Genomic DNA, 25229 nt, shown 5'->3' with positions numbered 1-25229 from the left:
CGCGCCGATCTGGGGCGGTTAGCGAGTGCTTCATCGAACCTCCGCGAGCTCGGCACGGCGGGCAGTGGGGGTGTAGCGGTGCAGCATCGCCAGCACTTCGGCTTCGGCCGCGGGGTCGAGCAGATCGCGTTCGGCCATCCAGTCGTCGTCGAAGACGGTGTCCAGGTATTTCTCGCCGCCGTCGCAGACGAGGGTGACGATGGTTGAGCCGGGCGGGAATTCGTCGAGCCTGCTGAGCGCGGCGTGCACCGACCCGCCCGCCGAGCCGCCGATCATCAGGCCGAGCTGGGCGGCCACGGCGCGGGCAGTCGCGAAGGCGTCGACGTCGGTCACCTTGACGCCCTCGTCCAGCAGCGAGTAGTCCACGGCGGTACCGATGGTCGCGCCGGGCGGGGTGCCGGTGCCGGACTGCCAGTACGGGCCGCCCTCGCCGCCGAAGGCGATCGAGCCGACCGGCTCGACGCCGATCACCCGTGGCACACAACCGAGTTGGCGCAGCCGGGTCGCGGTGCCGAACAGCGAACCGCCGGTGCCGACCGAGGACAGCAGGATGTCGACCCGCTCCACGTCCTCCAGCAACTCTTCGGCGACCGCGTAGTAGCCGACCGCGTTGGCGTCGTTGTTGTGCTGCTCGGTGAAGTACGCGTCCGGCCGCGCGGCCGCCATCGCCTCGGCCAGGTCTTCCCGGGCCGAGGTGGCCAGGTTGTCGTCGCCGTCATCGGCGACGAACACCAATTCCGCACCCATTGCTCGCATAGCGCGCAGCTTGTCCTTACATGCGTGATGATCGACCACTGCGGTAAAGCGATACCCACGTTCGGCAGCTACTACCGCGAGACCGAGTCCGGTGTTCCCGGATGTCGACTCGATGATATGCCCGCCACTTCCCAGCAACCCGCGCCGCTCCGCATCGAGCACCATTTCGCGGGCCATTCTGATCTTGGCCGCACCGGTCGGGTTGAACTGCTCCAGCTTGAGCAGTAACCGGGTGCCGGTCGAGGTGGCCGCCAGTTCGAACAGCGGCGTGCGGCCGATCAGATCCGTCACGCGCGTGACGAGCGGCATGGATTTTCTCCTAGTTCAGGTGGTGGGTGTCAGCCGTCGAGCGTCCAGCGGAGCCGATCGCCGGGTGCGTCGTGCAGCAGCACCTTCGGCGGTATCGGCAGCTCATGGAAGGCGGACTCGTTCGAGTCCATTTGGTAACCGGCGGTATTCGGGTAGATCAGCAGGTCACCGACCGTGGCGGCGCGCGGTAGCGGGATCCGCCGCCAGCTGAGCATGTCGGAGTCGAGGCAGGTGGCCGCGCCGACGCTGGTCGGGGTGGTACTGCCCGGCCGGGTGGGCCACAGCAGCGGGTCGGGCAAGTATTCGCTGTCGAACCACTGCTCGGACAGGCTCAAGCTGGTGCCGTCGACGGTGAGCAGATGGTACGGCGCGCCGTCGGCGTGCCGGATCTTGCTGCCCTGGACCCGGAAGGCGGTGAAACCCGCATGCGCGAGCAGCGCGCGGCCCGGCTCGATCGCCAGCCGGACGGCGTTGTCGCGCAGTCGCTGTGCGAGCCCGTCGTGTGCGAGGATCGCGGCGAGCATGGCCGGGCCGGGCGCGGGGAAGTGGTATGGGTAGTAGGACTCGAACGACTTGCCCGAGTGGAACCACTGCCGGTCGGCGTGCTCGGTGAACTCCGCCCAGGCGGCGGCAGGCACGTAATCGACGCCGAAGCCGCCACCGATCGACAGCGTGGTGGCGGGCTGGCCCAGCGTCCGCGCGTGCAGGCAGCGAGCGATCAACGCGCCGGCCAGCTCGGCCCTGGCGACGGCGTCGTAGCCGGACAGGTGAAAGCTGAAGCCTTCCAGCCGAATCGACTCGCGGCCGTCGAACGCGGCCAGCGCGCGGTCGAGCTCGGCCTCGGTCATCCCGAACCGGCTCGCTGATGCGGCGGGCAACACCCGGAGCATGATCCGGACGGGCGCGGTCGAGTCGCCCAGTGCGGCAAGGCGTTCGAGCTCATCGAGATCATCGACCGCGATCAGCGCACCGTGCCGGGTGGCCAGCCAGAGCAGGTCGTCGGATTTCGCAGGCCCGGTCACCATCAACTCGCTGCCGCGCACGCCCTGCGCCAGCGCGGCCGTCAGCTCGCCGACACTGGAAACATCTACGCCCGCACCGTGTTCCGCGCAGGCGCGGGTGACGGCGGCGGACTTGTTCGCCTTCTTGCCGTAGTACACGACGCCATCGACCCCCGCCTGCTCGAACGCGGCGTGGAATCCTTGGATATTTCGGCCCACCCGCGGTGGGTACAGCACATGGAACGGGCCACCCACCGCGAAGCCGATGTCGCCCAGCAGATCAGGGTCGCCGAGCACGCGGCGCTCCCAGTCGTCCAGGCGCGCCGGGACCGGGGCGGCGCTGATCGCACCGCGCGTCACCCCGACCCCGCCCGCGTCTAATCCCACAGGGGCACCTCCGTGCCGCGCCCCTCGGCGATGGCGCGCTCGGCGAGGGCGTGCGCGACCGCGATGTCGGTCAGCACGAGCCCGCTGTTGTAGACGAAGATGCGCTCGTCGTCCGAGCGCCGCGCGACCGCGCGACGGCTCAGGATCTGCGGCAACTCGGCGTCCACCGCGCGCAGCCGCCCGTCCGGCCCGACCATGTCGGTCCCGGTCAACGCCATCTGCTCCGCGCTGGTCGCGACGACCCGATCGGCGTCGATCAGAGTGGAGGGGGCAAGCCCGTAGCCGACGAGCACCACCGTCGAACCCGGTGCCAGATCACTGGATTCGAGCGCCACCTCGGTGCCGGGGCCCGCGGTGGCCAGCACCACGTCGGCGGTGGCCGCGGCGGCGTGCGGGTCTTCGACCGTTTCGAGCAGCGCGTGCGGGTAGTACTCGGCCAGCTGCCGGTGCACCGCGTCCAGACCTTCGGGGTGGGTGCCGTACAGCATCAACTTGCGCAGCTGCGGGTTCGCGGCGAGCAAGTGCGGCAACGCGTTTCGGCCCTGGGTGCCGGTGCCGATCAGCAGCACGCTCTCCGCGCCGCGGCGGATGGTCTCGCGCACCAGCAGCGCCGACACCGCGGGGGTGCGCAGCGCGCCGACCCGCGAGCAATCCATCAGTGCGATCGGCGCACCGGTGCTGTCGTCGTAGAGCGTGATGGTCGTGTAGTAGCGCTTGGTGCTGCGATCGTGGCCGGGATCGAACTTGTAGGACGTCTTCATCGCGACCACCCGGCGGCGGCCGTCGCGGCCGAGCATCGCGTAGGACACCGACCAGCCGTCCGGGTTCGCGACGCTGAGTTTGCGTGGGTTGTCCGAATCCCCTGCGGCGAACGCCAGATACGCGTCCTCCACGGCGCGCACGACATCGCCGGGCGTGATCGGCACGCCGGCCAGGTCGCTGCGGCTCAGCACCCGTAACGGGGTGCTGCGGTCACGGATGTTCAATGGATCCTCGATCATGTGCTGCTTCCCGCTCTATCGCCACCGGATGGGGCTTCCGGTGTTCGTCCGTTCGGGCCGACTCGCGGCCACCGGACACGAAAGCGGTAGTTCCTGCCGCTCGGAACGGGGCGACGACTCGTTGCCCGTACCCATTCTCGTCGGCCTCTTCGGCCCGCCGCGGTCGATCAGGCAGGCGGATGTTCACCCGCTTGAGCCAGCGGTCGGTGCCGTCGTAGCGCGCGGTGAACGGTACCCGACCGTGCACCGCGACGTCGTTGTCCACCAGCAAGATTTCACCTGGCGTGAGCGCGGCCGTAACGCAGACGCGCTCCAGTTCGGCGGTGAGCCGGGCGTAGGCGGCGCGGTATTCCGCGTCGGCGTCGTCGAGCGGGGTGTAGGCGGGGTCGTAGCGCAGCGTCGCCTCGTCCGGTCCGGCCGAGGTCCACAGCGTCGGCAGCGGTGTAGCCGAATACTGTTCGTGCCCGGTGCCGTAGGAGACGTCGGGCAGGATCGGCAGCGTCGGCGTGCTGAGCAGCCTGCGCTGGGCGGCGCTGAGTTCGACCCGCCGGACCGAGGACACCGTCGTGCCGACCAGGTCCGGATTGCGCAGGCAGCCGAGCATCAGCAGGTTGGCGCGCTGCGGGTGGAAGGCGTCCTCGGAATGCGGGCTGAGCAGGGTCTTGCTGCTCGCGCCGGACTGTTCGTCCTCGTGGCCGGGGGAGGGCAGGATGTTGTTGACCAGCCGTCCGCCCTGCTGGCCCTGCCAGCCGAAAGGCTCACCGGCCGAACGGGCGAGCAGCAGCATGACCAGGTCCAGCTCGAACGAGTGCGCGCGCCGCGCGGCATCGCCGCTCCACTGTGCCGCCTCACGCCAGCTCGGCGGGGTCGGGCCGAATTCGGCATCGGTCAGTGGCAGTTTGCTCACGATGGTCGCGCCTGCTGCGGTGGCCGGCGGGCGCATGGTGCGCCGCACGTCGGCGGGTAATTCGGCGAATCTGCGTTCGATCTGTGCGACCACGATCGGATCGGTCAGCGTGACGGCGGTGCTGGCTGGGTCGGGCAGCGTCGAATCCAGTGTGGTAGATATCTCTCGCGCGAGCTCACGCACCGCACGCCCGGCGGCGGCGGGCAGCTCGCGACGTTCGATATCCAGCGGGTGAAGCGTCTTACGTTCGGAGAGAACGCCTTTCACCGAGGGTGTCCCTTCTTCGCATCGTTCGAAAAAGCAGGAGTGACGTCGATCTGCGAAGCTATCCGGTCTCGCTCGGTTAAGCAAGGCTTACCTAAGCGAGTCTGCTAAAAATAGCAGAAACGCATAACACTAGTGAAGTTCGGCTTAATCTCCGTCGCGTGACGCGCAACCGATTAGGCTAGCCTGTCCTGATCGCATCGGCGCTGGCTCAGCACCTCGCCGACCGCGTGCGGATGTTTATCCAGGAAGAAGGCGGCGCAATGGGTTTGAATCGGCGGCAGCTCCTCCAATCAGGGCTCGGTATCGGGGCGGTGATATTTGTCGCCGCGTGCTCGAAGGGGACGGATTCGTCCGGGCCGGCCCAGCGCGGGGGCACCTTGCGCGTCGGTGCGCTGGGCACCGCGGCGCGGATCGAACGCGATCCACACGCCAACCTGAGCAACGACAGCGACTTCCTGATCACCTCGCTGGTGTACGACGCGCTCACCGTGCCGGGCGCCGATCCGAATGTCGCGCCGCGCTTGGCAACTCGGTGGGAGCCGGACGTGCAGCGCCGCCGCTGGACCTTCACCCTCGCCGACGGCGCGACCTTCCACGACGGCAGCCCGGTCACCGCCGACGACGTCGTGTGGTCGCTGCGCAGGTTGCGTACGGTCGGTGGCGCGTCGAAGATGCCGGTCGCCGCGGAAGACATCACCGCGGACGGCCCGAATCGGGTGGTGCTTACCGTGCCCGAGCCGAACACTCAGCTTCCGTTGCTGGTCCGGCTGATGACCTTCACCGTCAAGAAGGACACCACCGACTTCACCAAAGCCGTTGGCACCGGGCCGTTCCGGCTCGAGTCGTACCAGGGCGGCAATGCCAGGCTGGTGCGCAACGAGCAGTGGCACGGCACGCCGCCGCCGCTCGACGCCATCGAGATCACCATGTTCGAGAGCGTCACCGCGCTGGGCAACGCGGTGCTCGGCGGGCAGATCGACCTCGCCTCCAACGTCGGCGCGATCGCGGGCCGGACCGCCGAGGGGCGCGGTGACCTGCGGGTGGTGCGCCGCGCCGACGACACCATGCTCGGCGTCGCGATGCGCGCCTCGGACGGGCCGTTCGCCGATGCCAGGGTGCGCAGCGCGCTGCGGCTCGGCGTCGACCGGAACGCACTGGTGAGCCAGGTGCATTCGGGCTACGGCAAGGTCGCCAACGACATTCTGGGCACCGGCGACCCGAGCTACGACAAGTCCATCGCGCAGCGCACTCGCGACGTCGACCGCGCGAAAACGCTGCTGCGCGAGGCCAATTTCGACACCGGCCGCAGCTATCCGCTGATCACCAAGGCGGAGGCGCCCGGCGAGGTGGAGTCGGCCAAGGTCATCGCGACCCAGCTCGCCGACATCGGCGTCCGCCTCGACGTGGTCACTCAGGATTCCAACGCCTTCTACGACCAGACCTGGCTGAAGGGTGCGCTGTACACCGTCTCCTGGGGCACCAACGATTCGGTGCTGTTCTACGCGGACAAGCTGATGTCGGGCCGCTCCAACCGCAACGAAACCGACTTCAAGGACGCCGAGTTCGACGCCGCCACCGCGAAAGCCCTGGCCGCGCAGGGCGACTCGGAGTACACCCAGGCCTGCCGCGACGTGCAGCGGATCCAGCACGAGCGCGGCGGATACCTGGTGTGGGGCATGGCCGACGGCATCGACATCGCGTCCGCGCGGGTGCGCGACCTGCCCACGCTCGGCGGCTTCGCGCGGGTGCAGCTGGAACGGGCCTGGTTGGCCGAGTGATCTCGTTCGCGCGCCTGCTGATCCGGCGCATCGCCCTGCTGATCGCCCTGCTGGCAACGGTCTTCGTGGTCGTCGACCTGCTGCCGGGCAGTACCGCACGGGCGGTGCTCGGCCGGGACGCGACGCCGGAACGGGTCGCGGCCAAGGAGCGCGAACTCGGGCTGGATCGCCCGCTGCCGCAACGCTTCTGGGACTGGATCTCCGGCGTGGCGACCGGCGACTTCGGCCGCACCACGCGCGGGCGGCCGATCAACGAGCTGCTCGCCGACAAGTTCCCGCCGACCCTGCTGCTCGGTGGGCTCGCGTTGGCGGTGACGGTGGTCGTCTCGCTGCTGCTCGGCCTCTGGTGGGCGCAGCGCCCGGTGCGGCCGCTGGAACCAGCGACGACTGTCGCGGCGGCGATACCGGAGTTCGTGGTGGCGACGCTGCTGATTCTGGTGTTCGCGCTCGGCGCGGGCTGGCTGCCCGCCGTCACCATTACCGATCGCTCCGGTTTTCCGGCGAGCCCCGACATGCTGGTGCTGCCGGTGCTGGCGCTGGCGATCCCGCAGATCGGCTGGAATACCCGGGTGGTGCGCGCCGCGCTGGTGGATGCGGCGCAGGCGCCGCACGTCGAAAGCGCTGTGCTGGACGGTATTCCCGCGCGCAGCGTGCTGCTGCGGCACGTGCTGCCCTTCGCGCTGCCGACGATCGTGGCGAGTTTCGCCACCACGGTCGGGATGGTGCTCGGCGGCTCGCTGGTGGTGGAGACCATCTTCAACTACCCGGGTCTCGGCGCCGTGCTCGCCGGGTCGGTGGCGGATCGCGATGTGGCGGTGGTCGCCTCGGTGGTCGCGCTGTCCGGCGCGGTGATCATGTGCATGCTCGCCGTCGCCGACGGGATTCGTACCTGGTCGTTGCGGGGTGTCCGATGAAACGGCTACTGCGCCCTGGTGACCAGGCTGCGGCAACGGCACGGCCGGATCGCGGTCGACTGCGCCGCCTTCGGCTGCTGACGGTGCTGCCCGCCGTGGTGGTGACGCTGCTCGCAGTGTGCGGACCCGTGCTTGCCCCGCACCCGGCCGAAACCCCCGTCGGTATCCCGTTCGGCAGTGCCGGTGCCGACGCCTGGTTGGGCACCGATCGGCTTGGTCGCGACGTGCTGAGTCAATTGCTCTACGGCGGTTGGGGTCTGCTGTTGCTTGCCGCGGTGATCGCGGTGGCGGTTACGGCGCTGGCGTGCGTGCTGGGTACGGTCACCGCGCTGCGCCCCGGGCTCGGCGCGCTGATCGAACGTGCCGTCGACTTCGCCATGCTGCTGCCTGCCGTTCTCGGCATTCTGCTGGTGCTGACCGCTTGGCCGGACGCGGGTCCCTTGGGCCTGGTTGTCGTCGCCCTCCTGTTCGGCACGCCCTACTGTGCAAGGGTTTTCGCGGCTGCCGCGGCGGGCGTTGCTGCCTCGGGTTACGTGGAAGCCGCCCGAGCGAGCGGTGAAACACTGTCGCACTTGGTCTTCCGTGAAGTGATACCGAACCTGCGCGAAGTGATCGTCGTTCAGCTCGGGCTGCGCTTCGTGACCGCCGTCTACGTGGTGAGCACGGCGTCCTTCCTGCAACTGCCGACCACTCTCGGCGCGAGTAACTGGGCGGTCATGGTGCGCGAGAACTCGTCCGGCATGCTGCTCAACCCGTGGGCCGTGCTGGCTCCGAGCCTGGCGATCGCGGTTGTCGCGGTGAGCGTGAACCTCGCGGTCACGGCCTTCGGACGAGGGGAGCGGTTGTGAGCGAACCCGTTCTGGACCTATCGATCGACGATGACCCGGTGCGTGCGGCGGCCGTCCCGCGCCGGGGTGGCCCGGCGGCGCTCGGTGGCGACCTGACATCGATGCCGGTAGTGGTCGACGAGTTGTCGATTTACGGCGCGACAGGCCAGGAGTTGGTCGAGCCCACCAGCTTCCAGATCGCGGCAGGGCAGATCACCGCCCTCACCGGGCCCTCCGGGTCGGGCAAGACAACACTGATGCGGGCGCTACTCGGACAGTTGCCGCCCGGTGCCGTCCGGCGTACCGGTTCGGTCGAGGTCGCGGGCCACGATGTCTTCGCATTGGATCCCGTTGCCCGGCAGCGGTTCCGGCGCACCCAGGTCGCCTATGTAGGGCAAGACCCCGGTTCGGCGCTCAATCCCCTGATGCGCGTGCATGCTCTGCTGCACGAGGTCGCCAGGGACGCCTCCCGTGACACCGTGCTCGAGACCCTCGAACTGGTCGGCCTCTCGGCGGAACACCTGCGCCGCCGGCCCGGCGAGCTCTCCGGCGGCCAGCAGCGCCGAGTCGCCCTGGCCCGCGCGTTGATTCGCCGGACCGGCGTGCTGATCCTCGATGAACCGCTCGCGGGCCTGCACGGCGCGTTGCGCACCGACATCGCGCGCGTACTGACCGAGATCGCCGCCGAGCGTTCGACCGCCGTCCTGCTGTCCGGCCATGACACCACCGCTGTGCACGCGATCGCCGACAACGTCATCGAACTCGGCACCGGGCTCGCGGTGGACGGCAAGGTCGAACCCGTGCACGCCCCTGGCCCGGACTCGGCAGCCGAGGGCCCGCCGCTGTTGCGGGCAGGCAACCTCGGCGCGACGATCGGTGCGCGTGCAGTGCTGGCCGAGGTAGACCTCTCGCTCGCTCCCGCCTCGGCACTCGCCGTGGTCGGCGTATCCGGTGCGGGTAAAACCACCCTCGCCCGAGTGATCGCGGGCCTGCACCGCTCGGCCACCGGCTCACTCGAGCTGGCCGGAACGGCGATTCCGGTCGTCGGGCGCGGGCGAATCGCCAGCGGCCGCAACGGCATTCAACTGGTCACCCAGAACCCGCGCGCAGCGCTCAACCCGCGCCGCACCGTGGCGCAGACCGTCGGCCGGCCGCTGCGCCGCATCGGCGGTGTGCCCAGACGCCAACTGGCCCAACGGGTCAACGACCTGCTCGCCTCGGTCGAGCTGGCCCCCGAGCTGGCCCGGCGCTATCCACACGAGCTGTCCGGCGGGCAACGGCAGCGAGTCGCGCTGGCCCGTGCGCTCGCCGCCGAACCCGCGGTCCTCATCTGCGACGAGATCACCTCCGCACTGGATCAGGCGACGGCCACCTCGATCATGCGACTACTGGACCGGATTCGCCGCGACCGCGCCATGAGCCTGCTGGTGATCAGCCACGACATGGCTCTGGTCGCCGCGCACTGCCCGCGCCTGGTGGTGCTCGACCACGGCCGGATCGTCGAATCCGGGGAGACGCACGCCATACTCGCGGCACCGGCGCACCCGGCGACGCGCGAGCTGCTCGGCTGAGATTTCGCTGAGCACTCCGCCGGATCTGGATGATAGGTGGAGTGCTCCTGAAGAAGACCGGCGCTGTGGCCGCCGTCCTGGTGACCCTCGTGCTCGCCGGTTGTGGGATCGACGGTGATCTCCCGCCGATCCCCGAGGGCATTCCGCCCGGCCCCGGTACCCCGCTGCCGGTGATCGACCTGGACGGTCCCGGTCGCACCGCGCTCCAGTTGCGCGGGTGGGCCGAGGAGCAGGCGGATCGCATGGCCATGCCGTCGGTGGCGTTGGAGGCCTACGGCTACGCGGCGGCGATCCTGGCCAGGTCCAGGCCGGACTGCGGCATCGCCTGGACGACCATCGCGGGGATCGCGAGCGTGGAGAGCAAACACGGCACCCATCGCGGTTCGCGCATCGACGCGGACGGCGTGGTGCGCCCGCCGATCATCGGCATCCCGCTCGACGGTGCGCCGGGTGTCGCCCTGATCAAGGACACCGATGGCGGTGCGCTGGACGGTGACCCGGTCTTCGACCGCGCGGTCGGCCCGTTGCAGTTCATCCCGGAAACCTGGAAGCGCTGGGGCGTCGACGCGAACGGCGACGGTGTGGCCGATCCGCAGAACATCGACGACGCGGCCCTCAGCACGGCCCGCTACCTGTGCGCCAGCGGCGGCGACCTGACCTCCGAGCACGGCTGGCAGAAAGCGCTGCTCACCTACAACCAGTCCACCAGCTACTTGCTGACGGTGCGCGACCGGGCCGCCGCCTACAGCGTCGGTCGCCGGGTCTGACCTGCTGCACCGGAGTGCCGGTTACCCGCTCGGCTCGGCGGAGGCTAGGCTCGCAGCGCACGGCAATTCCCGTAAGACCCACCGTGCCTGCAGCCGAAGGAGTGTCGTTTTCGTGGCCATCATCGAACAGGTCGGAGCTCGCGAGATCCTGGATTCTCGCGGAAACCCCACTGTCGAGGTCGAGATCGCCCTCGACGACGGCACCCTGACCCGGGCCGCCGTGCCCTCCGGCGCGTCGACCGGCGAGCACGAGGCCGTCGAGCTGCGTGACGGCGGCGACCGCTACGGCGGCAAGGGCGTACAGAAGGCCGTCGAGGGTGTGCTCGACGAGATCGCGCCTGCCGTCATCGGCCTGGACGCGGTCGAGCAGCGCACCGTCGACCAGGTGCTGCTGGATCTGGACGGCACCCCGGACAAGTCCCGCCTCGGCGCGAACGCCCTGCTCGGTGTCTCCCTCGCGGTGGCGCGCGCCGCCGCCGAGTCCTCCGGCCTGGAGCTGTTCCGCTACCTCGGTGGCCCGAACGCGCACGTGCTTCCGGTGCCGATGATGAACATCCTCAACGGTGGCGCACACGCCGACACCAGCGTGGACGTCCAGGAATTCATGGTCGCCCCGATCGGCGCGCCCACCTTCAAGGAGGCGCTGCGCTGGGGTGCCGAGGTGTACCACGCGCTCAAGGCCGAACTGAAGTCCAAGGGCCTGGCCACCGGCCTCGGTGACGAGGGCGGCTTCGCCCCTGACGTGGCGGGCACCCGTGAGGCGCTCGACCTGATCAGCGTCGCCATCGGCAAGACCGGCCTGAAGCTCGGCAGCGATGTCGCGCTGGCGCTCGACGTCGCGGCCACCGAGTTCTACACCACGGGCAGCGGTTACAAGTTCGAGGGCAGTGTGCGCACCGCCGCCGAAATGACCCAGTTCTACGCCGAACTGCTCGCCTCCTACCCGCTGGTCTCGATCGAGGACCCGCTGTCGGAGGACGACTGGGACGGCTGGGTCTCGCTCACCGACGAGATCGGCGAGAAGATCCAGATCGTCGGCGACGACCTGTTCGTCACCAACCCGGAGCGCCTGGAAGAGGGCATCGCCAAGGGCGCCGCGAACGCGCTGCTGGTGAAGGTCAACCAGATCGGCACGCTCACCGAGACTTTGGACGCCGTTGAGCTCGCGCACCGCAACGGCTACAAGACGATGATGAGCCACCGCTCCGGCGAGACCGAGGACACCACCATCGCCGACCTCGCGGTCGCGGTGGGCAGCGGTCAGATCAAGACCGGTGCGCCCGCGCGCAGCGAGCGCGTCGCCAAGTACAACCAGCTGCTGCGCATCGAGGACGCCCTCGGTGATTCCGCACGGTACGCCGGGGACGTCGCGTTCCCGCGCTTCGTATTCGAGGGTTAGTCAAACAGGGGACGTAATGACGGAGCGACGTGCGCGAGGTACCAGTCCAGCCGGGCGTGGGGACCGCCGCACGTCGCGTTCCGCCACGTCGCGGCCCAAGGCCGGATCCGACACGGAGACGGCCGCCCGGCCTGCGGCGGTAAAACGCACCGCGCGGAGGCGGTCGGAGGACAAGAAGGCCGGTCCGCAGAAGGTCGGGTTGCGCACGAGCGGCCACGGCGCGGACAAGCACGACCGCACGATTCTGGGTCTGTCCACCGGCAAGGCGGTCGTTCTCGCCATCGTGGTGTGCGCGCTCGCGCTCACGCTGGCCGTGCCGATGCGCACGTACTTCACCCAGCGGGCCGAGGCTTCGCAGCTCGCCCAGCAGCGCAAGGACCTGGAGGCCGACCTCGCGCGGCTGCGGGATCGCCGTGCGCAGCAACAGGATCCGGCCTACATCCGCTCCGAGGCGCGCGACCGGCTGCGGCTGGTGCTCCCCGGCGAGACCCCCTACATCGTGCAGGTGCCCGGCATCGAGGCGCCCGCCGCACCGACCGCAGCGACCAAGTCCCGGGAACCGGACCCCTGGTACACCGAACTCTGGCGCAGCATTTCCGAACCACAACCCGCCCCCGCGGCCGAGCAGACGCCGGCGCCCGGCCTGCCGCCTGCCGGGCCGCCGCCAGGACCGGAAGGACCCAGGTGACAGCGCCGAACGACCAGGATCTCGCGATCATCGCCAAGCAGCTCGGCCGCGAACCACGCGGCGTGCTCGCCGTCGCTTATCGCACCCCGGACGGGATCCCGGCCGTCGTGAAAACCGCACCGCGCCTGCCCGACGGCACGCCGTTCCCCACGCTGTACTACCTGACCGATCCCCGGCTCACCGCCGAGGCGAGCAGGCAGGAATCCGCGGGCGTGATGCGCGAGATGACCGAACGGCTCAGCGGCGACCAGGAATTGGCCGCCGCCTACCGCGCCGCGCACGAAAGCTATCTGGCCGAGCGGAACGAGATCGAGTCGCTGGGTACCGATTTCACCGGCGGCGGGATGCCGGAGCGGGTGAAGTGCCTGCACGTGCTGATCGCGCATGCGCTGGCCAAGGGGCCCGGCGTGAATCCGTTCGGTGACGAGGCGGTGGCGCTCGCCGCCGACAATGGGTTGCGCGGCACCGCGATTCCGGCCGACTGGCCGAAGTACGAGCGGACCGGCGTTCAAGAAGCGGAGCACAGGCATGAGTGATCGGGTAGCCGCCGTCGATTGCGGAACCAACTCCATCCGACTATTGATCGCCGACGTGCTCGCCGACGGTCGGCTCGCCGACGTGCACCGCGAGATGCGGATCGTGCGCCTCGGCCAGGGCGTGGACGCGACCGGTTCGCTTGCGCCGGAAGCGATCGAGCGCACCCGGGTCGCATTGGCCGACTATGTGGCACTGATGCGGGAGACCGGCGTCGGCCGGGTGCGGATGACCGCCACCTCCGCCACCCGCGACGCGGCCAACCGCGAGGACTTCTTCGCCATGGCCCGCGCCGAACTCGGCACCGTGCTGCCCGGCGCCGAGGCCGAGGTGATCACCGGCGACGAGGAGGCGCGCCTGTCGTTCGCCGGCGCGATCGGCGAACTGTCCAGTGAGGCAGGGCCTTTCGTTGTGGTCGATCTCGGTGGCGGCTCGACCGAGCTGGTCTTCGGCGACAGCGACGGCGTGCAGGCCGCCTACTCCGCCGACATCGGCTGTGTCCGGATCACCGAACGCTGCCTGCCCGGCAACCCGCCCACGACCGAACAGATCAGCGCCGCACGAGAATTCGCCGCCGAGCGACTATCCGAGGCCTTCGCGAAGGTGCCCGTTACCGGCGCGCGCACCTGGGTCGGCGTCGCGGGCACCATGACCACCCTGGCCGCCGTCGCCCTCGATCTGCCCGAATACGACTCGGCGAAGGTGCATCTCACCCGTCTCACGCTGGATCAGCTGCGCGCCGTGTGCGATCGCCTGGTTGCTATGACGCACGACGAGCGCGCCGCCCTCGGCCCCATGCACCCGGGCCGCGTCGATGTCATCGGCGGCGGCGCCGTTATCGCCGAGGTCCTCGCCGACGAATTGTCGCGCCGCGCAGGCATCTCCGAGCTCGTCGTCTCCGAACACGACATCCTCGACGGGATCGCGCTGTCCATCGCGTAGTGCGTTGAGCGCCGGTTGCCTACGGGGACTTGTTTTCTCGCGCTCGACCGGCCACCAGGTCCGCCAATCTGGACAGTGATTCCTTGTTGCGCGGTACCAGCAGCTGCGCCTGGACCACATCGGGCACCAGCGCGGCCGGGCCGCTGATCGCGCGTTCGAACATGCTGATCCGGGTGCTCTCGGGGGTCACCTCGCTCAGCTCCAACCGGATCCACGCCGAACCGACCGGCCACAGCCGCGCCTCCAGCTCGATCATCCGCGGCGGATCCACCTCCCGGACCTTGGTGGTGTCGGACAGGTTCAGCGGCCAGGGGCCGACGCTGTGGTGGATGCGGGTGCCCACAGCGGGCCAGCCGGCATCGACATCGCGGATATGCGAGGCGCCGACCACCCAGAGCGGATAAAGCCAGCCGTCGGCCAGCACTGCGAACGTATCCGCCACCGAGGCGGGCACCGTGATTTCTATCGGTTCCATCCGTGCGTCACTTTCGTCGTCCGGCGGGGTCGCCGGGGCGGGGACTCGGCTGCGGCGTGTTGTTCCCGGATGCCCAGGGCGGGCCTGAGGAAACGCTCGATTACGCAGTCTGGCACGATCCGCAACCGGGCGCGACGCTGCGAGGATCTTCGAGATTTCGGTGTTGATGCCGAAGAATCGTCGCAAACATGGGAAGGTCTGAGGATGTCGGAAGTAAATACGGCTGATTCACCGATTGCCGGACGTACCGTCTTCGGTCACCCGATCGGGTTGACCAACCTCTTCGGAGTCGAACTGTGGGAACGGTTCTCGTACTACGGAATGGTCAGCATCCTCGGGTACTACCTGTACTACTCGACCACCGAGGGCGGGCTGGGACTCGCCCAGAGCACCGGTGTCGGCATCGTCGGCGCCTACGGCGGTCTGGTCTATCTGTCCACGGTGCTCGGCGGCTGGGTCGCCGACCGGCTGCTCGGCATGGAACGCACGGTGTTCTACGGCGGTGTGGTGGTGATGGCCGGCCATATCGCGCTGGCCGTGCTGCCCGGCCTGACCGGTGTCGGCGTCGGCCTGGTGCTCGTCGCGCTCGGCAGCGGCGCGCTCAAGGCGAACGCGTCCTCGCTGCTCGGCACGCTCTATCCGAAGGGTGACGCGCGCGCGGACGGCGGGTTCACGCTGTTCTACCTCGGCATCAACCTCGGCGCGTTCAGCGGACCATTGCTCACCGGCCTGCTGCGCGACCACCTCGGCTTCCACTACGCGTTCGGCGCCGCCGCCATCGGCATGGCGCTCGGGCTGATCCAGTACGTCGTGTTCCGGCGCAATCTCGGCACGCACGGCCAGGAGGTGCCGAACCCGTTGCCGCGCAGCGCGATCGGCCCGATGATCGGCCTGCTCGCCGGCGCCGCGTTGCTGGTGGCCATCGTCTTCACGACCGGCCTGGTGACCCTGGACAACCTGCCCGACGTGACCACCGGCGTCATCGCCGTCGCCGCGATCATCTACTTCATCGTGATGCTGACCAGCGCCAAGGTGACCCCGATCGAGCGCAGCCGGGTGCGTGCGTTCATCCCGCTGTTCATCGCCAACGCCGTGTTCTGGTCGCTGTTCCAGCAGATCTTCACGGTGCTCTCGGTCTACTCCGACGAACGGATCGACTGGCGCATCTTCGGCTGGACCGCCCCGTCGAACTGGATCAGCTCGGTCGAGCCGGTCTGGATCATCACGCTCTCGCCGCTGTTCGCCATCATGTGGACCAAGCTCGGCTCGCGCGCGCCGAGCACGCCACGCAAATTCGCGCTCGGCGTGATCGGCATGGGGTTGGCGTTCATCCTGTTCGTGCCGCTGTCGTTCATCACCGGACAGCACGTGCCCATCCTGCTCATCGTCGCCGTGCTGGCCGGATTCGCGGTGTCGGAGTTGCTGCTCTCACCGATCGGTCTTGCGGTGACCACCCAGCTCGCACCGGAAGCTTTCCGGGCACAGATGATGGCGCTGTACTTTTTCTCGGTTGGCATCGGCACGTCGATGTCGGGTACTTTGGCTCGGTTCTATGACCAAGACCACGAAATCGCCTACTTCGGAATCACCGGCGCCGTCGCGGTCTGCGCCGGACTGATCGTGGCCGCCATCGCGCCGCGGATCAGCAGGCACATGGCGGGTGTGCATTAAGCCCGCCAGCCGGGCATAGACGGGTTCGACAGCATGACCAGAGGTAGAGGAGCAGGTGTGGCGATCGGCGAGTTGGACGACGCGACCGGACGGGGAAGTCGATGGGGCGGGTTGTTCCGCACCAAATCGGTCGAGCAATCGATCAAGGACACCGATGAACCGGATTCGAAACTCCGCAAGGACCTGACCGCCTGGGACCTCACCGTCTTCGGCGTCGCGGTGGTGATCGGCGCGGGCATCTTCACGCTCACCGCGCGCACCGCGGGCAATGTCGCCGGACCGTCGGTCTCGCTGGCGTTCGTCTTCGCCGCGATCGCCTGCGGGCTGACCGCGCTCTGCTACGCCGAATTCGCCTCGACTGTCCCGGTGGCGGGCAGCGCGTACACGTTCTCCTACGCCACCTTCGGTGAACTCGTCGCATGGATCATCGGCTGGGACCTCATCCTGGAATTCGCGCTCGCCACCTCGGTGGTGGCCAAGGGCTGGTCGCAGTACCTCGGCGAGGTGATCGGGACGACGCCGATCGTGCACATCGGCTCGGTGTCCTTCGACTGGGGCGCGGTCGTGCTGATCGCGGTCCTCGGCGTGCTGCTGGCCACCGGTACCAAGGTGTCCTCGCGGGTGTCGGCGGTGGCGGTCGCCATCAAGCTGGCCGTGATCGCGCTCGTGCTGATCGTCGGCATCACCTACTTCAAGTCCGAGAACCTGACCCCCTACATCCCGCCGTCGCAGCCGGGCGCCGAGGGCGACGGTCTGCGCCAGTCGCTGTTCTCCTTCTTGACCGGCGCCGGACACAGCAGCTTCGGCTGGTACGGCCTGCTGGCCGCGGCCAGCCTGGTGTTCTTCGCGTTCATCGGCTTCGACGTCGTCGCCACCACCGCGGAGGAGACCAAGAACCCGCAGAAGGCGGTGCCGCGCGGCATCCTGGGCTCGCTGCTCATCGTCACCATCCTGTACGTCGCGGTGTCACTGGTGCTCACCGGCATGGTGCCCTACACCGATCTGGCCGGTGAGAACGCCACGCTGGCAACGGCTTTCGCGATCCACGGCGATACCTGGGTGAAGAACATCATCTCCATCGGCGCGCTCGCCGGACTCACCACCGTGGTCATGGTCATGTTCCTCGGGCAGACCCGAGTGCTGTTCGCCATGGCGCGCGACGGGCTGATGCCGCGCAAGCTGGCGCACACCGGCAAGCACGGCACGCCGGTGCGGATCACCGCGATCGTCGGCGTGGTCTGCGCGCTGCTCGCCGGTTTCGTCGACTTCGGCACGCTGGAGGAGATGGTCAACATCGGCACGCTGTTCGCCTTCGTGCTGGTCTCGATCGGCGTGCTCGTGCTGCGCCGCACCCGCCCCGACCTGCCGCGCGGCTTCCGCGTGCCGTGGGTGCCGGTCGTCCCGATCCTCGGCGTCCTCGCCTGCCTGTGGCTGATGCTGAATCTGTCGGTGGAGACCTGGCTGCGCTTCCTGGTCTGGATGGCGCTCGGCTTCCTCATCTACTTCGCCTACAGCCGCAGGCACTCGGTGCTGCGCAACACCCCCGTCGAGTAGTGGGCCGACGAGTGGCACCCGGTTGCGGAGAAGCGCGAGCTCTCGGGGGTGCCACTCGTCCAACTGGGGACGCGCTCGCGGCCGGGGGTGGGCGGTAGCGTGGCCAGGGTGTCGCAGCGCGAGCTCGTCGTCCTCGGGACCGCCAGTCAGGTGCCGACCAAGCAGCGCAACCACAATGGATATCTGCTGCTCTGGGATGACGAAGGGGTGCTGTTCGATCCGGGGGAGGGGACGCAGCGGCAGATGACCCATGCCGGGGTCTCCGCCACCGACCTCACCAGGATCGCGATCACCCATTTCCACGGCGATCACAGCCTCGGGTTGGCCGGGGTGGCGCAGCGGATCAGTCTCGACCAGGTACCGCACCCCGTCGACGTGTGCTTCCCCGCCTCCGGCGCCGAATACTACGACCGGCTCGTCAACGCCACCGCCTACTACCGGCGCGCCGAATTGCGGCCTCGTCCGGTCGAATCGGCAGGCCCGGTGGACTTCCCCGGCGCGCCGTTCGCAGTGTCGGCAGTCCGGCTGTCCCACCCGGTCGACACCTTCGGCTACCGGCTCACCGAGCCGGCAGGGCGCCGCATCCTGCCCGACCGCCTGCGGCACTTCGGGCTCAGCGGCCCCGTCATCGGCCGACTACAACAGCAGGGCCACCTCGAAATAGCCGGTCGCACCATCACTCTCGACGAAGTCAGCGAACACCGCCCCGGCCAGAGCTTCGCCTTCGTCATGGACACCCGCCTCTGCGACGGTGTGCACGAACTCGCCGCCAACACCGACATGCTCGTCATCGAGGCCACCTTCCTCGACGCCGACGCCCCCCTCGCCGCCGAATACGGCCACCTCACCGCAGGCCAAGCCGCCCGCGTCGCCGCCGAAGCAGGCACCGACACGCTGGTCCTCACCCACTTCTCCCAGCGCTACCGCGACCTCACCGACCACCTCACCGAGGCCCGCAAATACTTCCCCGGCACCCTCCACATCGCCACCGACCTCACCCGAATCCCCCTCCCGCCCAGACGATGACAGCCGCCACCTACACCCCCGCCTTCACCCCACTCTTTGGTCAAATGCCCGACTTTTTCCAGGAGGACGCCGACACGTTGCACAGCTAGAACACTCGGAATTCCGGTACACCCGTACGACTCGGTACGCTGTCCCGGACGCCCCCATAGCCCAATTGGCAGAGGCAGTGGACTTAAAATCCATCGAGTGTCGGTTCGAGTCCGACTGGGGGCACGTACAGCATCGACACCAGCGCCGTGGCCTGTGGTTTCACCAGGCGGTTCCTGCCCGGCAACTGTGCTGCTGCTGACCGACGTTGCGGCGTGTGCGACCTGGGGTAGCTCGTCGAAGGGCAGTTTGATGGTGATCGTGACGTGGCGGCCATCATCGTGCAGGCGGACGTTGAGTTGTGTGACCTCGAATAACCTGCGCAGCAGCGGCTCTGGAGCTTCGGCGAGATTGAGCGTCAGGTATGGCAATGCATCGAGCAACGCGACATCGGTGGGGGCGGGTCGCCGGTGCGTGGCGTACCCCTCGGTGTCGAGTTCGGCGATAGTGGCGACGGCGTTGGATTTTTCGGCCTCTAGCTTGTTGTAGGTGTCGCGAAGGGCCTTCGTGAACGGGTCGTCGGGGTCGCCGTCCTGGGCTTGCCGTATGACAGCGTCCTGCCGTCGCGTTATGTCCTCGATGGTCCGTTGGAGCCGTTCCTGGTCGATGTGTCGTTGTCGTGTAGCGCGGTCGTCGACTCCGACGAGGTCGGCCGCTAGAAGGTCACGGCGGCACTCGCCGAAGACGCGGTCGGCGAAGAATTTGGAAACAGCGTCCAGCACCGCATCCTCGCGGATATAGACGGTTTTGGAGTGCCCTGCGTACTTGTCGGGGCGCCCCCGGTTGTTGCCTGCTGGCCAGCAGAGGTAGTAGGTATCTCCGTGGCGGGTAGTGCCGAACATCCGCCTGTTGCACCCATGCAGAAGCATGCCCCGGAACACGTAGGTTCGCTTCGTTTGGGGGTGGGTGTTTTTCTCGTTGCCGTCGCGGGAGCCGCGTCGTGCTTTCCGCCGGGCTACAAGCTCGTCGTACATCCATTTTGGAATCAGCGGCTCGTGGGCAGGGTCGGTAGACCACACCCACTTCATGGGGTCGTTGGCCTTGCCGCGTCGTGAGCGTGATGCACGGCGGTTGAACACTTGAAAGCCGGTGTACTTCGGGTTTGCGAGGATCTCGTACACGCTGGTCTTACCCCACGCACCGCGGGCTCGTTGTTTGCCCGGAGGCTCCGGTGGTGGGTGCTTGGTCGGATCGGCGTTCAAGCGGTCGGCGATCGTTTCGTAGCCCAGTCCTTCGTGGTAACGCCAGAGTGCGATCTGGGTCACGGTCTCACCGCGCGCTCCGTCGGGCTCCAACCGGGTCTTGGTGTGCCCCTTGGTGGCCTTCGTCGGGTTGGGGTGGCGGAAAGACTTTGCCTTGTATCCGTAGGGAGGTTTGCCGATATTCCAACCCTCCCGTACATGTGTGCAGAGTCCACCCCATGATTGTTCGAGAATATTAAGGACTTCGTATTCGGCCACGGACTGATTGATCCGTCGCTGCAAGATACGTTGCGCGCGACTTCCGCTGATTGTGATCGGCTCGTTTGCGGCAAAGAGTGGTACTTCGAAAGCTTCCAGTTCCCGCTCTATGGACAGACCCTCGAATGTGCGCCGTGCGGCGCGTGAAACTGATTCGCAGATCACCACATCAAATCGTCGACCGGGACTTCGCGCTTCGGCGAGGAGGTCGGCAATGCCGCCATCGCGGGCGATTGGAATATCGAACCGTTCGTAGTCCGTTCTTCGTCCACGGGCGTCTAATTCCATCCGCCCGGACTCGACATCGTAGAAATGAGCCACGATAACCCAAGACTCGGGAATTGCAGTCTTGGCGTTGCCGAGTTGCCGCAACAAAGACTGCCGTGGATCCTGCTGATCTTCGGTAGAGGTTCGTCCAAGGAAGGCTACGCGGACCTCGTCGCGCAGTAACGCTATCGGCATTCCGAGTGGCGAGACAGCGTAGTCCGACAACCCGGACGGACCTGATACCGGCGTAGCTGAAGGTGACACGGTTCGGCGCGTCAATCCTGGCGTCGGCGGGTTAATGTGCATCTCATTCTCGATCATGCGGCTTTGCCATCCTCAATGAATTGCTCGCCGGACTGTTGTCGTGCGGCCCAGTCAAGGAGTTCGCGGGTTATGTCGATAAGTTCGTTGCGTAGTCGCACGGCTTCCGTGCCATGTATTCCGGTTACCTGCCCACAATAGCTCCTCGGGTGGCAATTTTGGTGTCGCTGAAAGTAGCTCCAAGCGGGACCTTCTGTGCTTATGTCTGGAAGGTGTAGAACATTGACTTGCGCCGGGTCCTCGTAGGGGGAAGGTGATGTCTCGCTTCTATTTCTGGGTAGATAATTATTCTCTGCGGTCATGAACAGCACCCGGGGTGCTCGCCGTCTTCCTCTACTGTTGCGGACATTTCTTCAGCTTCCAATTGTGGAGATACTCGAAGATTTCCGGGGCGCGTTATCGGATTTCGAGTCGGCAACGGTATCGTCTTCATGCTCCCTTCCAGGGGATTATGAAGCACGGTGTTGCTGTCTGAGATGGAACGAGCGGTCGATCGCCACATGGGAGCCTCCAACTATTGATCGACGGTCCGCGATGGTCCAAAGCGGACTCTGGTGCACTGGTTAACACCGGGATCGGGGTCCGAGTTCGACACGCTGCGCTGAACTATTGCCATCCCCGATTCGCGGCCATCTGCGCGACTTTGTCGGTGCTCCCCGCGCCCGCGGGGATGGTCGGACGGTCCACCCGATCCCGTACTTCAACGACGAGTGCTCCCCGGCGCACGCGGGGATGTCCATGTACGGCACGGCAGGCTCAAACGAAGGCCTGCGGGTGACGACCCCGTGATCTTGAACTCTGACTAGGTCGCGACTTGCTATCGAACGTCAGTTCGATAAGGGGTATCGTCGGTCCATGTCTCAACTGTCACGCCGGGACTGGGCGACAATGAATCTTGAGCAGGTCCGCGACCAACTGCTCGACGCGGCGGCCTTTGGGAAGTATCTGCCGCCTGAGCAACTGGAGAATGCGGCCGGAAAGATCGGTGAGGGTCTAAGGGTGTTCCGTGTGCTGACGGACGAGAGCGAGCTCGAGGGGGACGATCGTCCTGGCGGAGCGAGGGGGTGCCGGGGACGGTCGTCAATGCGAGGTCTCCGTCGAGGAGAGCCGCCTGCTAGCTGATCGCTTGAGAAGTGACTCGATAGGGCTAGATTCATGTACGCCAACCACTTAGACCGGCAGCGAACGGTCCTCGTTTCTTGCCACCCGACCACGCCGCAGTCTTGCCCAGGCGGAACGAAAGCCGCTCGGCAGTGGTGTCGGATCGGTGCCCGGCACTGAGTAAAACCGATTGAGAAGTTGCGATCTGACGAGAGAACAAGCAGGTCAAGAAGTGTGCTCCCCGCGCACGCGGGGATGATCCGCTCTTGGGCCTTTCGGATTTCGTGGTCCGGCCGTGCTCCCCGCGCACGCGGGGATGATCCTGCGTTCGTGTGGCGCCAGAAGGATTGGGAGCGGTGCTCCCCGCGCACGCGGGGATGATCCATATTCGTCTCTACCTGCGAGATTCAAGAAAGGGTGCTCCCCGCGCACGCGGGGATGATCCGCGGGACCGACGCGACCAATGCGACCGCAGTTGGTGCTCCCCGCGCACGCGGGGATGATCCGTTTGGCTAGGAAAGCGCTCATTTCAGGGGCTCGTGCTCCCCGCGCACGCGGGGATGATCCGCAATGGAGGTCATGCGCCAACTTCCAGACGGCGTGCTCCCCGCGCACGCGGGGATGATCCGTATCGGTGGCACAGCACCTGCACATCACCGCGGTGCTCCCCGCGCACGCGGGGATGATCCGAACACCAGCGCATGGATGGCGTTCGACTGGAAGTGCTCCCCGCGCACGCGGGGATGATCCGCCCGGCTGTACTGCGTGCGCCGGACCCGCGATGTGCTCCCCGCGCACGCGGGGATGATCCGCATGGCGCGAGACGGAGAAGGTACTCGACCAAGTGCTCCCCGCGCACGCGGGGATGATCCGATCCGCGACTACACGCTGTGGCTCCAGGTCCAGTGCTCCCCGCGCACGCGGGGATGATCCGTTTGCACGATGTTAGGCGTTGGTTAGTAATGAGTGCTCCCCGCGCACGCGTGGATGATCCGGCGTGCGGGACATGGACACAGGACCGCGTCGAATGCTCCCCGCGTGCGGGACGATCCGGGCAGGTTCCCGACCCGGGAACCCACCACCGATGCTCTCCGCGTACGCGGAGATGGTCCACGGTCAAGGCTGGCAGGTACAGATCGGCGTCTTATAGTGATAGGCGGTGGACACTAAGGAGGGGAGTCGCGGTGGGGGGAGAACTTCAGGTTGAAGTCGACCGCCTGCGTGAGGCGTCGCGTTTCGCCGCGGACCGGGCCACTGCGATCCGAACCGAGTTGAAGAAGCTCGATGACACGATCGGCAAGGAGTTGCTCGTCGACGGCTGGCAAGGCCGTGCGGCGAGCGCCTATGACGAGTCGTGGCTGGAATGGAAACACGGGGCGGAAACGATCATTGCTGCGCTGGAGGAGTCGTCGGTCAACCTCGCTGAGACCGCGACTCGCTACGAATCGCGCGATTCCACGAATCGCGATGCGATTTCCGGGTTGACGGGGTTGGATCTGCCGTGACCGGCGATGACCGCTACCGGGTGGACCTCGAGCAGCTCGATGCCGCGATCGAGACGATGGCGGCGTTCGGTCGCACCGTCGAGGACTGGTTGAGCGAGGTCGATCGCCACATCGCCGATCTACATCTGACGTGGTCGAGCACGGCAGCTACCGCGCAACAGGTCGCGCACGAGAAGTGGACCGCAGGGGTGTCGGAGATGCGGGAGAATCTCGACGAGCTTCGCGAGGTCGCGCGTAAGGCGCACGGAAACTACAGTGCCGCAATCGAAACCAACACGAAGATGTGGCCGTAGATGGCGCCGGTGGTGGTCGATCCGCAGGGATTCGCCAAGGCCGCAACCGAATACGAGCGCGTACACAACACGCTCACCTTCGACATCGATACCTTGACGAAGAACCTAGCCAAAGGTGGCGGTAGCGCCGGTACTGACAACGCCGGTCACAAGTGGACCAACGACTACGACCCCGCCGCCTGGAATACCGTTGACGCCCTGGGGGATCTGGCGCTGGCGGTGGGGCAGATGCATGACCTGCTGCAGTTCACCGCCGCCAACCACGCCAACGCGAACTCCCAATCCGCACCCGAACCGAACCCGAACGACCTAGTCTTCCCACCCGGGACGCTCAAGGTCTACCAGCCCCCGGAGCCGCCGGCCGCATACGGAGGCAGCGACCCCGAGCCGACCGGCTGGGACCTCGTCAAAGGGGCCGTCGAGGGTGAGCTGTGGCCCAACGGGCATCCCGACAAGCTGCGCCAGATGGGTGCGTCGTGGCGCGACATGGCCAACGGTCTGCGCTTCATCGTCGGCATGCTGGCTGCGCCACGCAGCTTGATCGAGGCCCAGCAAAGCCCGGAAACACCGCAGGCGCTCGAGCAAGCCGACATCGTCAAAACAGAGTTCGAGTCGCTGGCCGGGGTATGCGACGAACTCGGCAAAGCTTGTGCCTCCTATGCCGATTCGATCGAGCAGACCAAGAACGCAGTCAAACGAGCCCTGATCGAATTGCTCGCGCTCGTCGCTGTCGACCAAGCGTTCGGGTGGATAGCGGCGCCGTTCACACTCGGTGGATCCGCGCTAGCCGCCCAGGGTGGCATGGCGGTCGCGATCACGATCTACGGTGCTCGCATTGCTGCCAGCATTCGTGCTTTGGTCGGGTTGGCCGAGGTCGCGCGTGTCCCGGTTGCGGTGTCGCAGGCGATTGCCCGCGGCAGCGAGGCGCTAATCCCGCTGCTGCGTGCGCGCCCCGCTCTGGCCGGCGCTGATGGAGCGGTCGCGCCGGGACCGTTTACGTCGTGGTCGAGGCTTCGCCGTCCGGGTCTGTGGGTGGAAACAAGGCAGAAGATCATCGACAACACCGACAAGTGGCGAAGACCTGGCGATACCACCGACGATTTCTATACCGTCAAGTCCGAGCCCGATATCAAGGTGCCGATCGAGAAGAACTACGACAACCACCCAGAGATCACCCAGCTCCCCAAAGACCCCAAGGGGCAGTACTACCTTGACGAAGCCAACCAGGTCCGATATCCGGTCAAACCCAGTTGGGACTTCGGCCACAACAGCGGATACGAGAACCGCAAGCTCATCGCCGAAGCCCAAGACAAAGGCTGGACCCAAGAACAGTTGACCGAGCAAGTCAACCGTCACCCCGAGTGGTTCCACGTCGAGGACATGACCGGGAACCGAAGCGGCCGAAGGGAACAGAAGTAGGG

General features: G+C 67.2%; 21 protein-coding genes, 1 tRNA gene, 1 pseudogene and 1 CRISPR repeat array. Of the genes and pseudogenes, 17 read left to right on the top strand and 6 right to left on the bottom strand.

What is annotated here, in order from left to right:
- Positions 1 to 30: 30 nt before the first annotated feature.
- From DMB37_RS15765 to DMB37_RS15750, 4 genes are read right to left on the bottom strand one after another with little or no spacing between them, the layout of a single operon-like run.
- On the bottom strand, positions 31 to 1065 hold the full coding sequence (locus DMB37_RS15765; protein ID WP_135233373.1) for a PLP-dependent cysteine synthase family protein: 1035 nt from the start codon (positions 1063 to 1065) through the stop codon (positions 31 to 33).
- 29 nt (positions 1066 to 1094) lie between these two features.
- Complete coding sequence (locus DMB37_RS15760; protein ID WP_240772405.1) at positions 1095 to 2453, bottom strand: alanine racemase; 1359 nt, start codon at positions 2451 to 2453, stop codon at positions 1095 to 1097.
- The gene (locus DMB37_RS15755; protein ID WP_206055258.1) at positions 2444 to 3454 is read right to left on the bottom strand and encodes an ornithine cyclodeaminase family protein; all 1011 of its coding nucleotides are present in this window, start codon (positions 3452 to 3454) and stop codon (positions 2444 to 2446) included. The genes DMB37_RS15760 and DMB37_RS15755 overlap by 10 nt, the downstream gene beginning before the upstream one ends.
- Entirely contained in the window at positions 3426 to 4628 is a 1203-nt protein-coding gene (locus tag DMB37_RS15750) for a TauD/TfdA family dioxygenase (RefSeq protein WP_135233372.1), read from the bottom strand. The genes DMB37_RS15755 and DMB37_RS15750 overlap by 29 nt, the downstream gene beginning before the upstream one ends.
- A 260-nt stretch (positions 4629 to 4888) precedes the next feature.
- Here DMB37_RS15750 and DMB37_RS15745 point away from each other — a divergent pair, with 260 nt between their 5' ends.
- The 9 genes from DMB37_RS15745 (at position 4889) to DMB37_RS15705 (ending at position 14048) form a co-directional block, all read left to right on the top strand.
- Entirely contained in the window at positions 4889 to 6406 is a 1518-nt protein-coding gene (locus tag DMB37_RS15745; RefSeq protein WP_135233371.1) for an ABC transporter substrate-binding protein, read from the top strand.
- Complete coding sequence (locus tag DMB37_RS15740) at positions 6406 to 7320, top strand: ABC transporter permease (RefSeq protein ID WP_206055345.1); 915 nt, start codon at positions 6406 to 6408, stop codon at positions 7318 to 7320. The genes DMB37_RS15745 and DMB37_RS15740 overlap by 1 nt, the downstream gene beginning before the upstream one ends.
- The gene (locus DMB37_RS15735; protein WP_135233369.1) at positions 7317 to 8168 is read left to right on the top strand and encodes an ABC transporter permease; all 852 of its coding nucleotides are present in this window, start codon (positions 7317 to 7319) and stop codon (positions 8166 to 8168) included. Before DMB37_RS15740 ends, DMB37_RS15735 begins: the two co-directional genes overlap by 4 nt.
- Entirely contained in the window at positions 8165 to 9718 is a 1554-nt protein-coding gene (locus DMB37_RS15730; RefSeq protein ID WP_240772404.1) for an ABC transporter ATP-binding protein, read from the top strand. The genes DMB37_RS15735 and DMB37_RS15730 overlap by 4 nt, the downstream gene beginning before the upstream one ends.
- Before the next feature lie 29 nt (positions 9719 to 9747).
- Positions 9748 to 10485 carry a lytic transglycosylase domain-containing protein gene (locus DMB37_RS15725; RefSeq protein WP_135233368.1) on the top strand — a complete coding sequence of 246 codons (738 nt, stop codon included), beginning with the start codon at positions 9748 to 9750 and terminating at the stop codon, positions 10483 to 10485.
- Positions 10486 to 10597: 112 nt separating this feature from the next.
- Positions 10598 to 11884 carry a phosphopyruvate hydratase gene (gene eno / locus DMB37_RS15720; RefSeq protein ID WP_135233367.1) on the top strand — a complete coding sequence of 429 codons (1287 nt, stop codon included), beginning with the start codon at positions 10598 to 10600 and terminating at the stop codon, positions 11882 to 11884.
- A gap of 16 nt (positions 11885 to 11900) precedes the next feature.
- Positions 11901 to 12572 carry a septum formation initiator family protein gene (locus DMB37_RS15715; RefSeq protein WP_135233366.1) on the top strand — a complete coding sequence of 224 codons (672 nt, stop codon included), beginning with the start codon at positions 11901 to 11903 and terminating at the stop codon, positions 12570 to 12572.
- The gene (locus DMB37_RS15710) at positions 12569 to 13108 is read left to right on the top strand and encodes a DUF501 domain-containing protein (protein WP_135233365.1); all 540 of its coding nucleotides are present in this window, start codon (positions 12569 to 12571) and stop codon (positions 13106 to 13108) included. The genes DMB37_RS15715 and DMB37_RS15710 overlap by 4 nt, the downstream gene beginning before the upstream one ends.
- The gene (locus tag DMB37_RS15705; protein ID WP_135233364.1) at positions 13101 to 14048 is read left to right on the top strand and encodes a Ppx/GppA phosphatase family protein; all 948 of its coding nucleotides are present in this window, start codon (positions 13101 to 13103) and stop codon (positions 14046 to 14048) included. Before DMB37_RS15710 ends, DMB37_RS15705 begins: the two co-directional genes overlap by 8 nt.
- Positions 14049 to 14067: 19 nt before the next feature.
- On the opposite strand, the gene DMB37_RS15700 is transcribed toward DMB37_RS15705, so the two are convergent.
- Positions 14068 to 14523 carry an SRPBCC family protein gene (locus DMB37_RS15700; protein WP_135233363.1) on the bottom strand — a complete coding sequence of 152 codons (456 nt, stop codon included), beginning with the start codon at positions 14521 to 14523 and terminating at the stop codon, positions 14068 to 14070.
- Positions 14524 to 14727: 204 nt separating this feature from the next.
- Here DMB37_RS15700 and DMB37_RS15695 point away from each other — a divergent pair, with 204 nt between their 5' ends.
- The 4 genes from DMB37_RS15695 (at position 14728) to DMB37_RS15680 (ending at position 18987) form a co-directional block, all read left to right on the top strand.
- Entirely contained in the window at positions 14728 to 16194 is a 1467-nt protein-coding gene (locus DMB37_RS15695) for a peptide MFS transporter (RefSeq protein ID WP_135233362.1), read from the top strand.
- 57 nt (positions 16195 to 16251) lie between these two features.
- Complete coding sequence (locus DMB37_RS15690) at positions 16252 to 17748, top strand: amino acid permease (protein WP_135233361.1); 1497 nt, start codon at positions 16252 to 16254, stop codon at positions 17746 to 17748.
- A gap of 108 nt (positions 17749 to 17856) precedes the next feature.
- Positions 17857 to 18774, top strand: coding sequence for a ribonuclease Z (locus tag DMB37_RS15685; RefSeq protein WP_135233360.1), 918 nt, complete (start codon positions 17857 to 17859; stop codon positions 18772 to 18774).
- Positions 18775 to 18913: 139 nt separating this feature from the next.
- Positions 18914 to 18987: transfer RNA gene (locus DMB37_RS15680), tRNA-Leu, on the top strand.
- A gap of 827 nt (positions 18988 to 19814) precedes the next feature.
- Here DMB37_RS15680 and DMB37_RS41950 read toward each other — a convergent pair.
- Positions 19815 to 20609 (bottom strand): annotated as a pseudogene (locus tag DMB37_RS41950) (recombinase family protein); the annotation flags it as partial.
- A 1155-nt stretch (positions 20610 to 21764) separates the two neighbouring features.
- On the opposite strand from DMB37_RS41950, the gene DMB37_RS41945 reads away from it, so the two are divergent.
- The 4 genes from DMB37_RS41945 to DMB37_RS15660 all read left to right on the top strand — a co-directional run bounded on the left by DMB37_RS41945 (position 21765) and on the right by DMB37_RS15660 (position 25227).
- Positions 21765 to 22031 carry a DUF6374 family protein gene (locus DMB37_RS41945; RefSeq protein WP_370465382.1) on the top strand — a complete coding sequence of 89 codons (267 nt, stop codon included), beginning with the start codon at positions 21765 to 21767 and terminating at the stop codon, positions 22029 to 22031.
- A gap of 213 nt (positions 22032 to 22244) precedes the next feature.
- Positions 22245 to 23066: direct repeats of the CRISPR family, unit length 29 nt; unit sequence GTGCTCCCCGCGCACGCGGGGATGATCCG.
- 128 nt (positions 23067 to 23194) lie between these two features.
- Positions 23195 to 23515: a WXG100 family type VII secretion target gene (locus DMB37_RS15670; protein WP_135233359.1), complete on the top strand. Its 321-nt coding sequence runs from the start codon at positions 23195 to 23197 to the stop codon at positions 23513 to 23515.
- Positions 23512 to 23808, top strand: coding sequence for a WXG100 family type VII secretion target (locus DMB37_RS15665; protein ID WP_240772403.1), 297 nt, complete (start codon positions 23512 to 23514; stop codon positions 23806 to 23808). The genes DMB37_RS15670 and DMB37_RS15665 overlap by 4 nt, the downstream gene beginning before the upstream one ends.
- The gene (locus tag DMB37_RS15660; RefSeq protein ID WP_135233358.1) at positions 23809 to 25227 is read left to right on the top strand and encodes a GH-E family nuclease; all 1419 of its coding nucleotides are present in this window, start codon (positions 23809 to 23811) and stop codon (positions 25225 to 25227) included. It begins immediately after the preceding gene.
- The last annotated feature ends 2 nt before the right edge of the window (positions 25228 to 25229 follow it).

It is taken from the genome of Nocardia sp. CS682, from assembly GCF_004634405.1.
GTDB lineage: Bacteria > Actinomycetota > Actinomycetes > Mycobacteriales > Mycobacteriaceae > Nocardia > Nocardia ninae.
Note: the sequence above shows the minus strand (reverse complement) of the source record. Positions and strands in the feature narration are given on the sequence as shown.

Bases quoted from the DNA above. Each gene is read 5' to 3' on its own strand.
- DMB37_RS15765 (WP_135233373.1), bottom strand. From the start codon at position 1,065: ATGCCGCTCGTCACGCGCGTGACGGATCTGATCGGCCGCACGCCGCTG.
- DMB37_RS15755 (WP_206055258.1), bottom strand. From the start codon at position 3,454: ATGATCGAGGATCCATTGAACATCCGTGACCGCAGCACCCCGTTACGG.
- DMB37_RS15745 (WP_135233371.1), top strand. From the start codon at position 4,889: ATGGGTTTGAATCGGCGGCAGCTCCTCCAATCAGGGCTCGGTATCGGG.
- DMB37_RS15735 (WP_135233369.1), top strand. From the start codon at position 7,317: ATGAAACGGCTACTGCGCCCTGGTGACCAGGCTGCGGCAACGGCACGG.
- DMB37_RS15725 (WP_135233368.1), top strand. From the start codon at position 9,748: ATGATAGGTGGAGTGCTCCTGAAGAAGACCGGCGCTGTGGCCGCCGTC.
- DMB37_RS15715 (WP_135233366.1), top strand. From the start codon at position 11,901: ATGACGGAGCGACGTGCGCGAGGTACCAGTCCAGCCGGGCGTGGGGAC.
- DMB37_RS15705 (WP_135233364.1), top strand. From the start codon at position 13,101: ATGAGTGATCGGGTAGCCGCCGTCGATTGCGGAACCAACTCCATCCGA.
- DMB37_RS15700 (WP_135233363.1), bottom strand. From the start codon at position 14,523: ATGGAACCGATAGAAATCACGGTGCCCGCCTCGGTGGCGGATACGTTC.
- DMB37_RS15695 (WP_135233362.1), top strand. From the start codon at position 14,728: ATGTCGGAAGTAAATACGGCTGATTCACCGATTGCCGGACGTACCGTC.
- DMB37_RS41945 (WP_370465382.1), top strand. From the start codon at position 21,765: ATGTCTCAACTGTCACGCCGGGACTGGGCGACAATGAATCTTGAGCAG.
- DMB37_RS15660 (WP_135233358.1), top strand. From the start codon at position 23,809: ATGGCGCCGGTGGTGGTCGATCCGCAGGGATTCGCCAAGGCCGCAACC.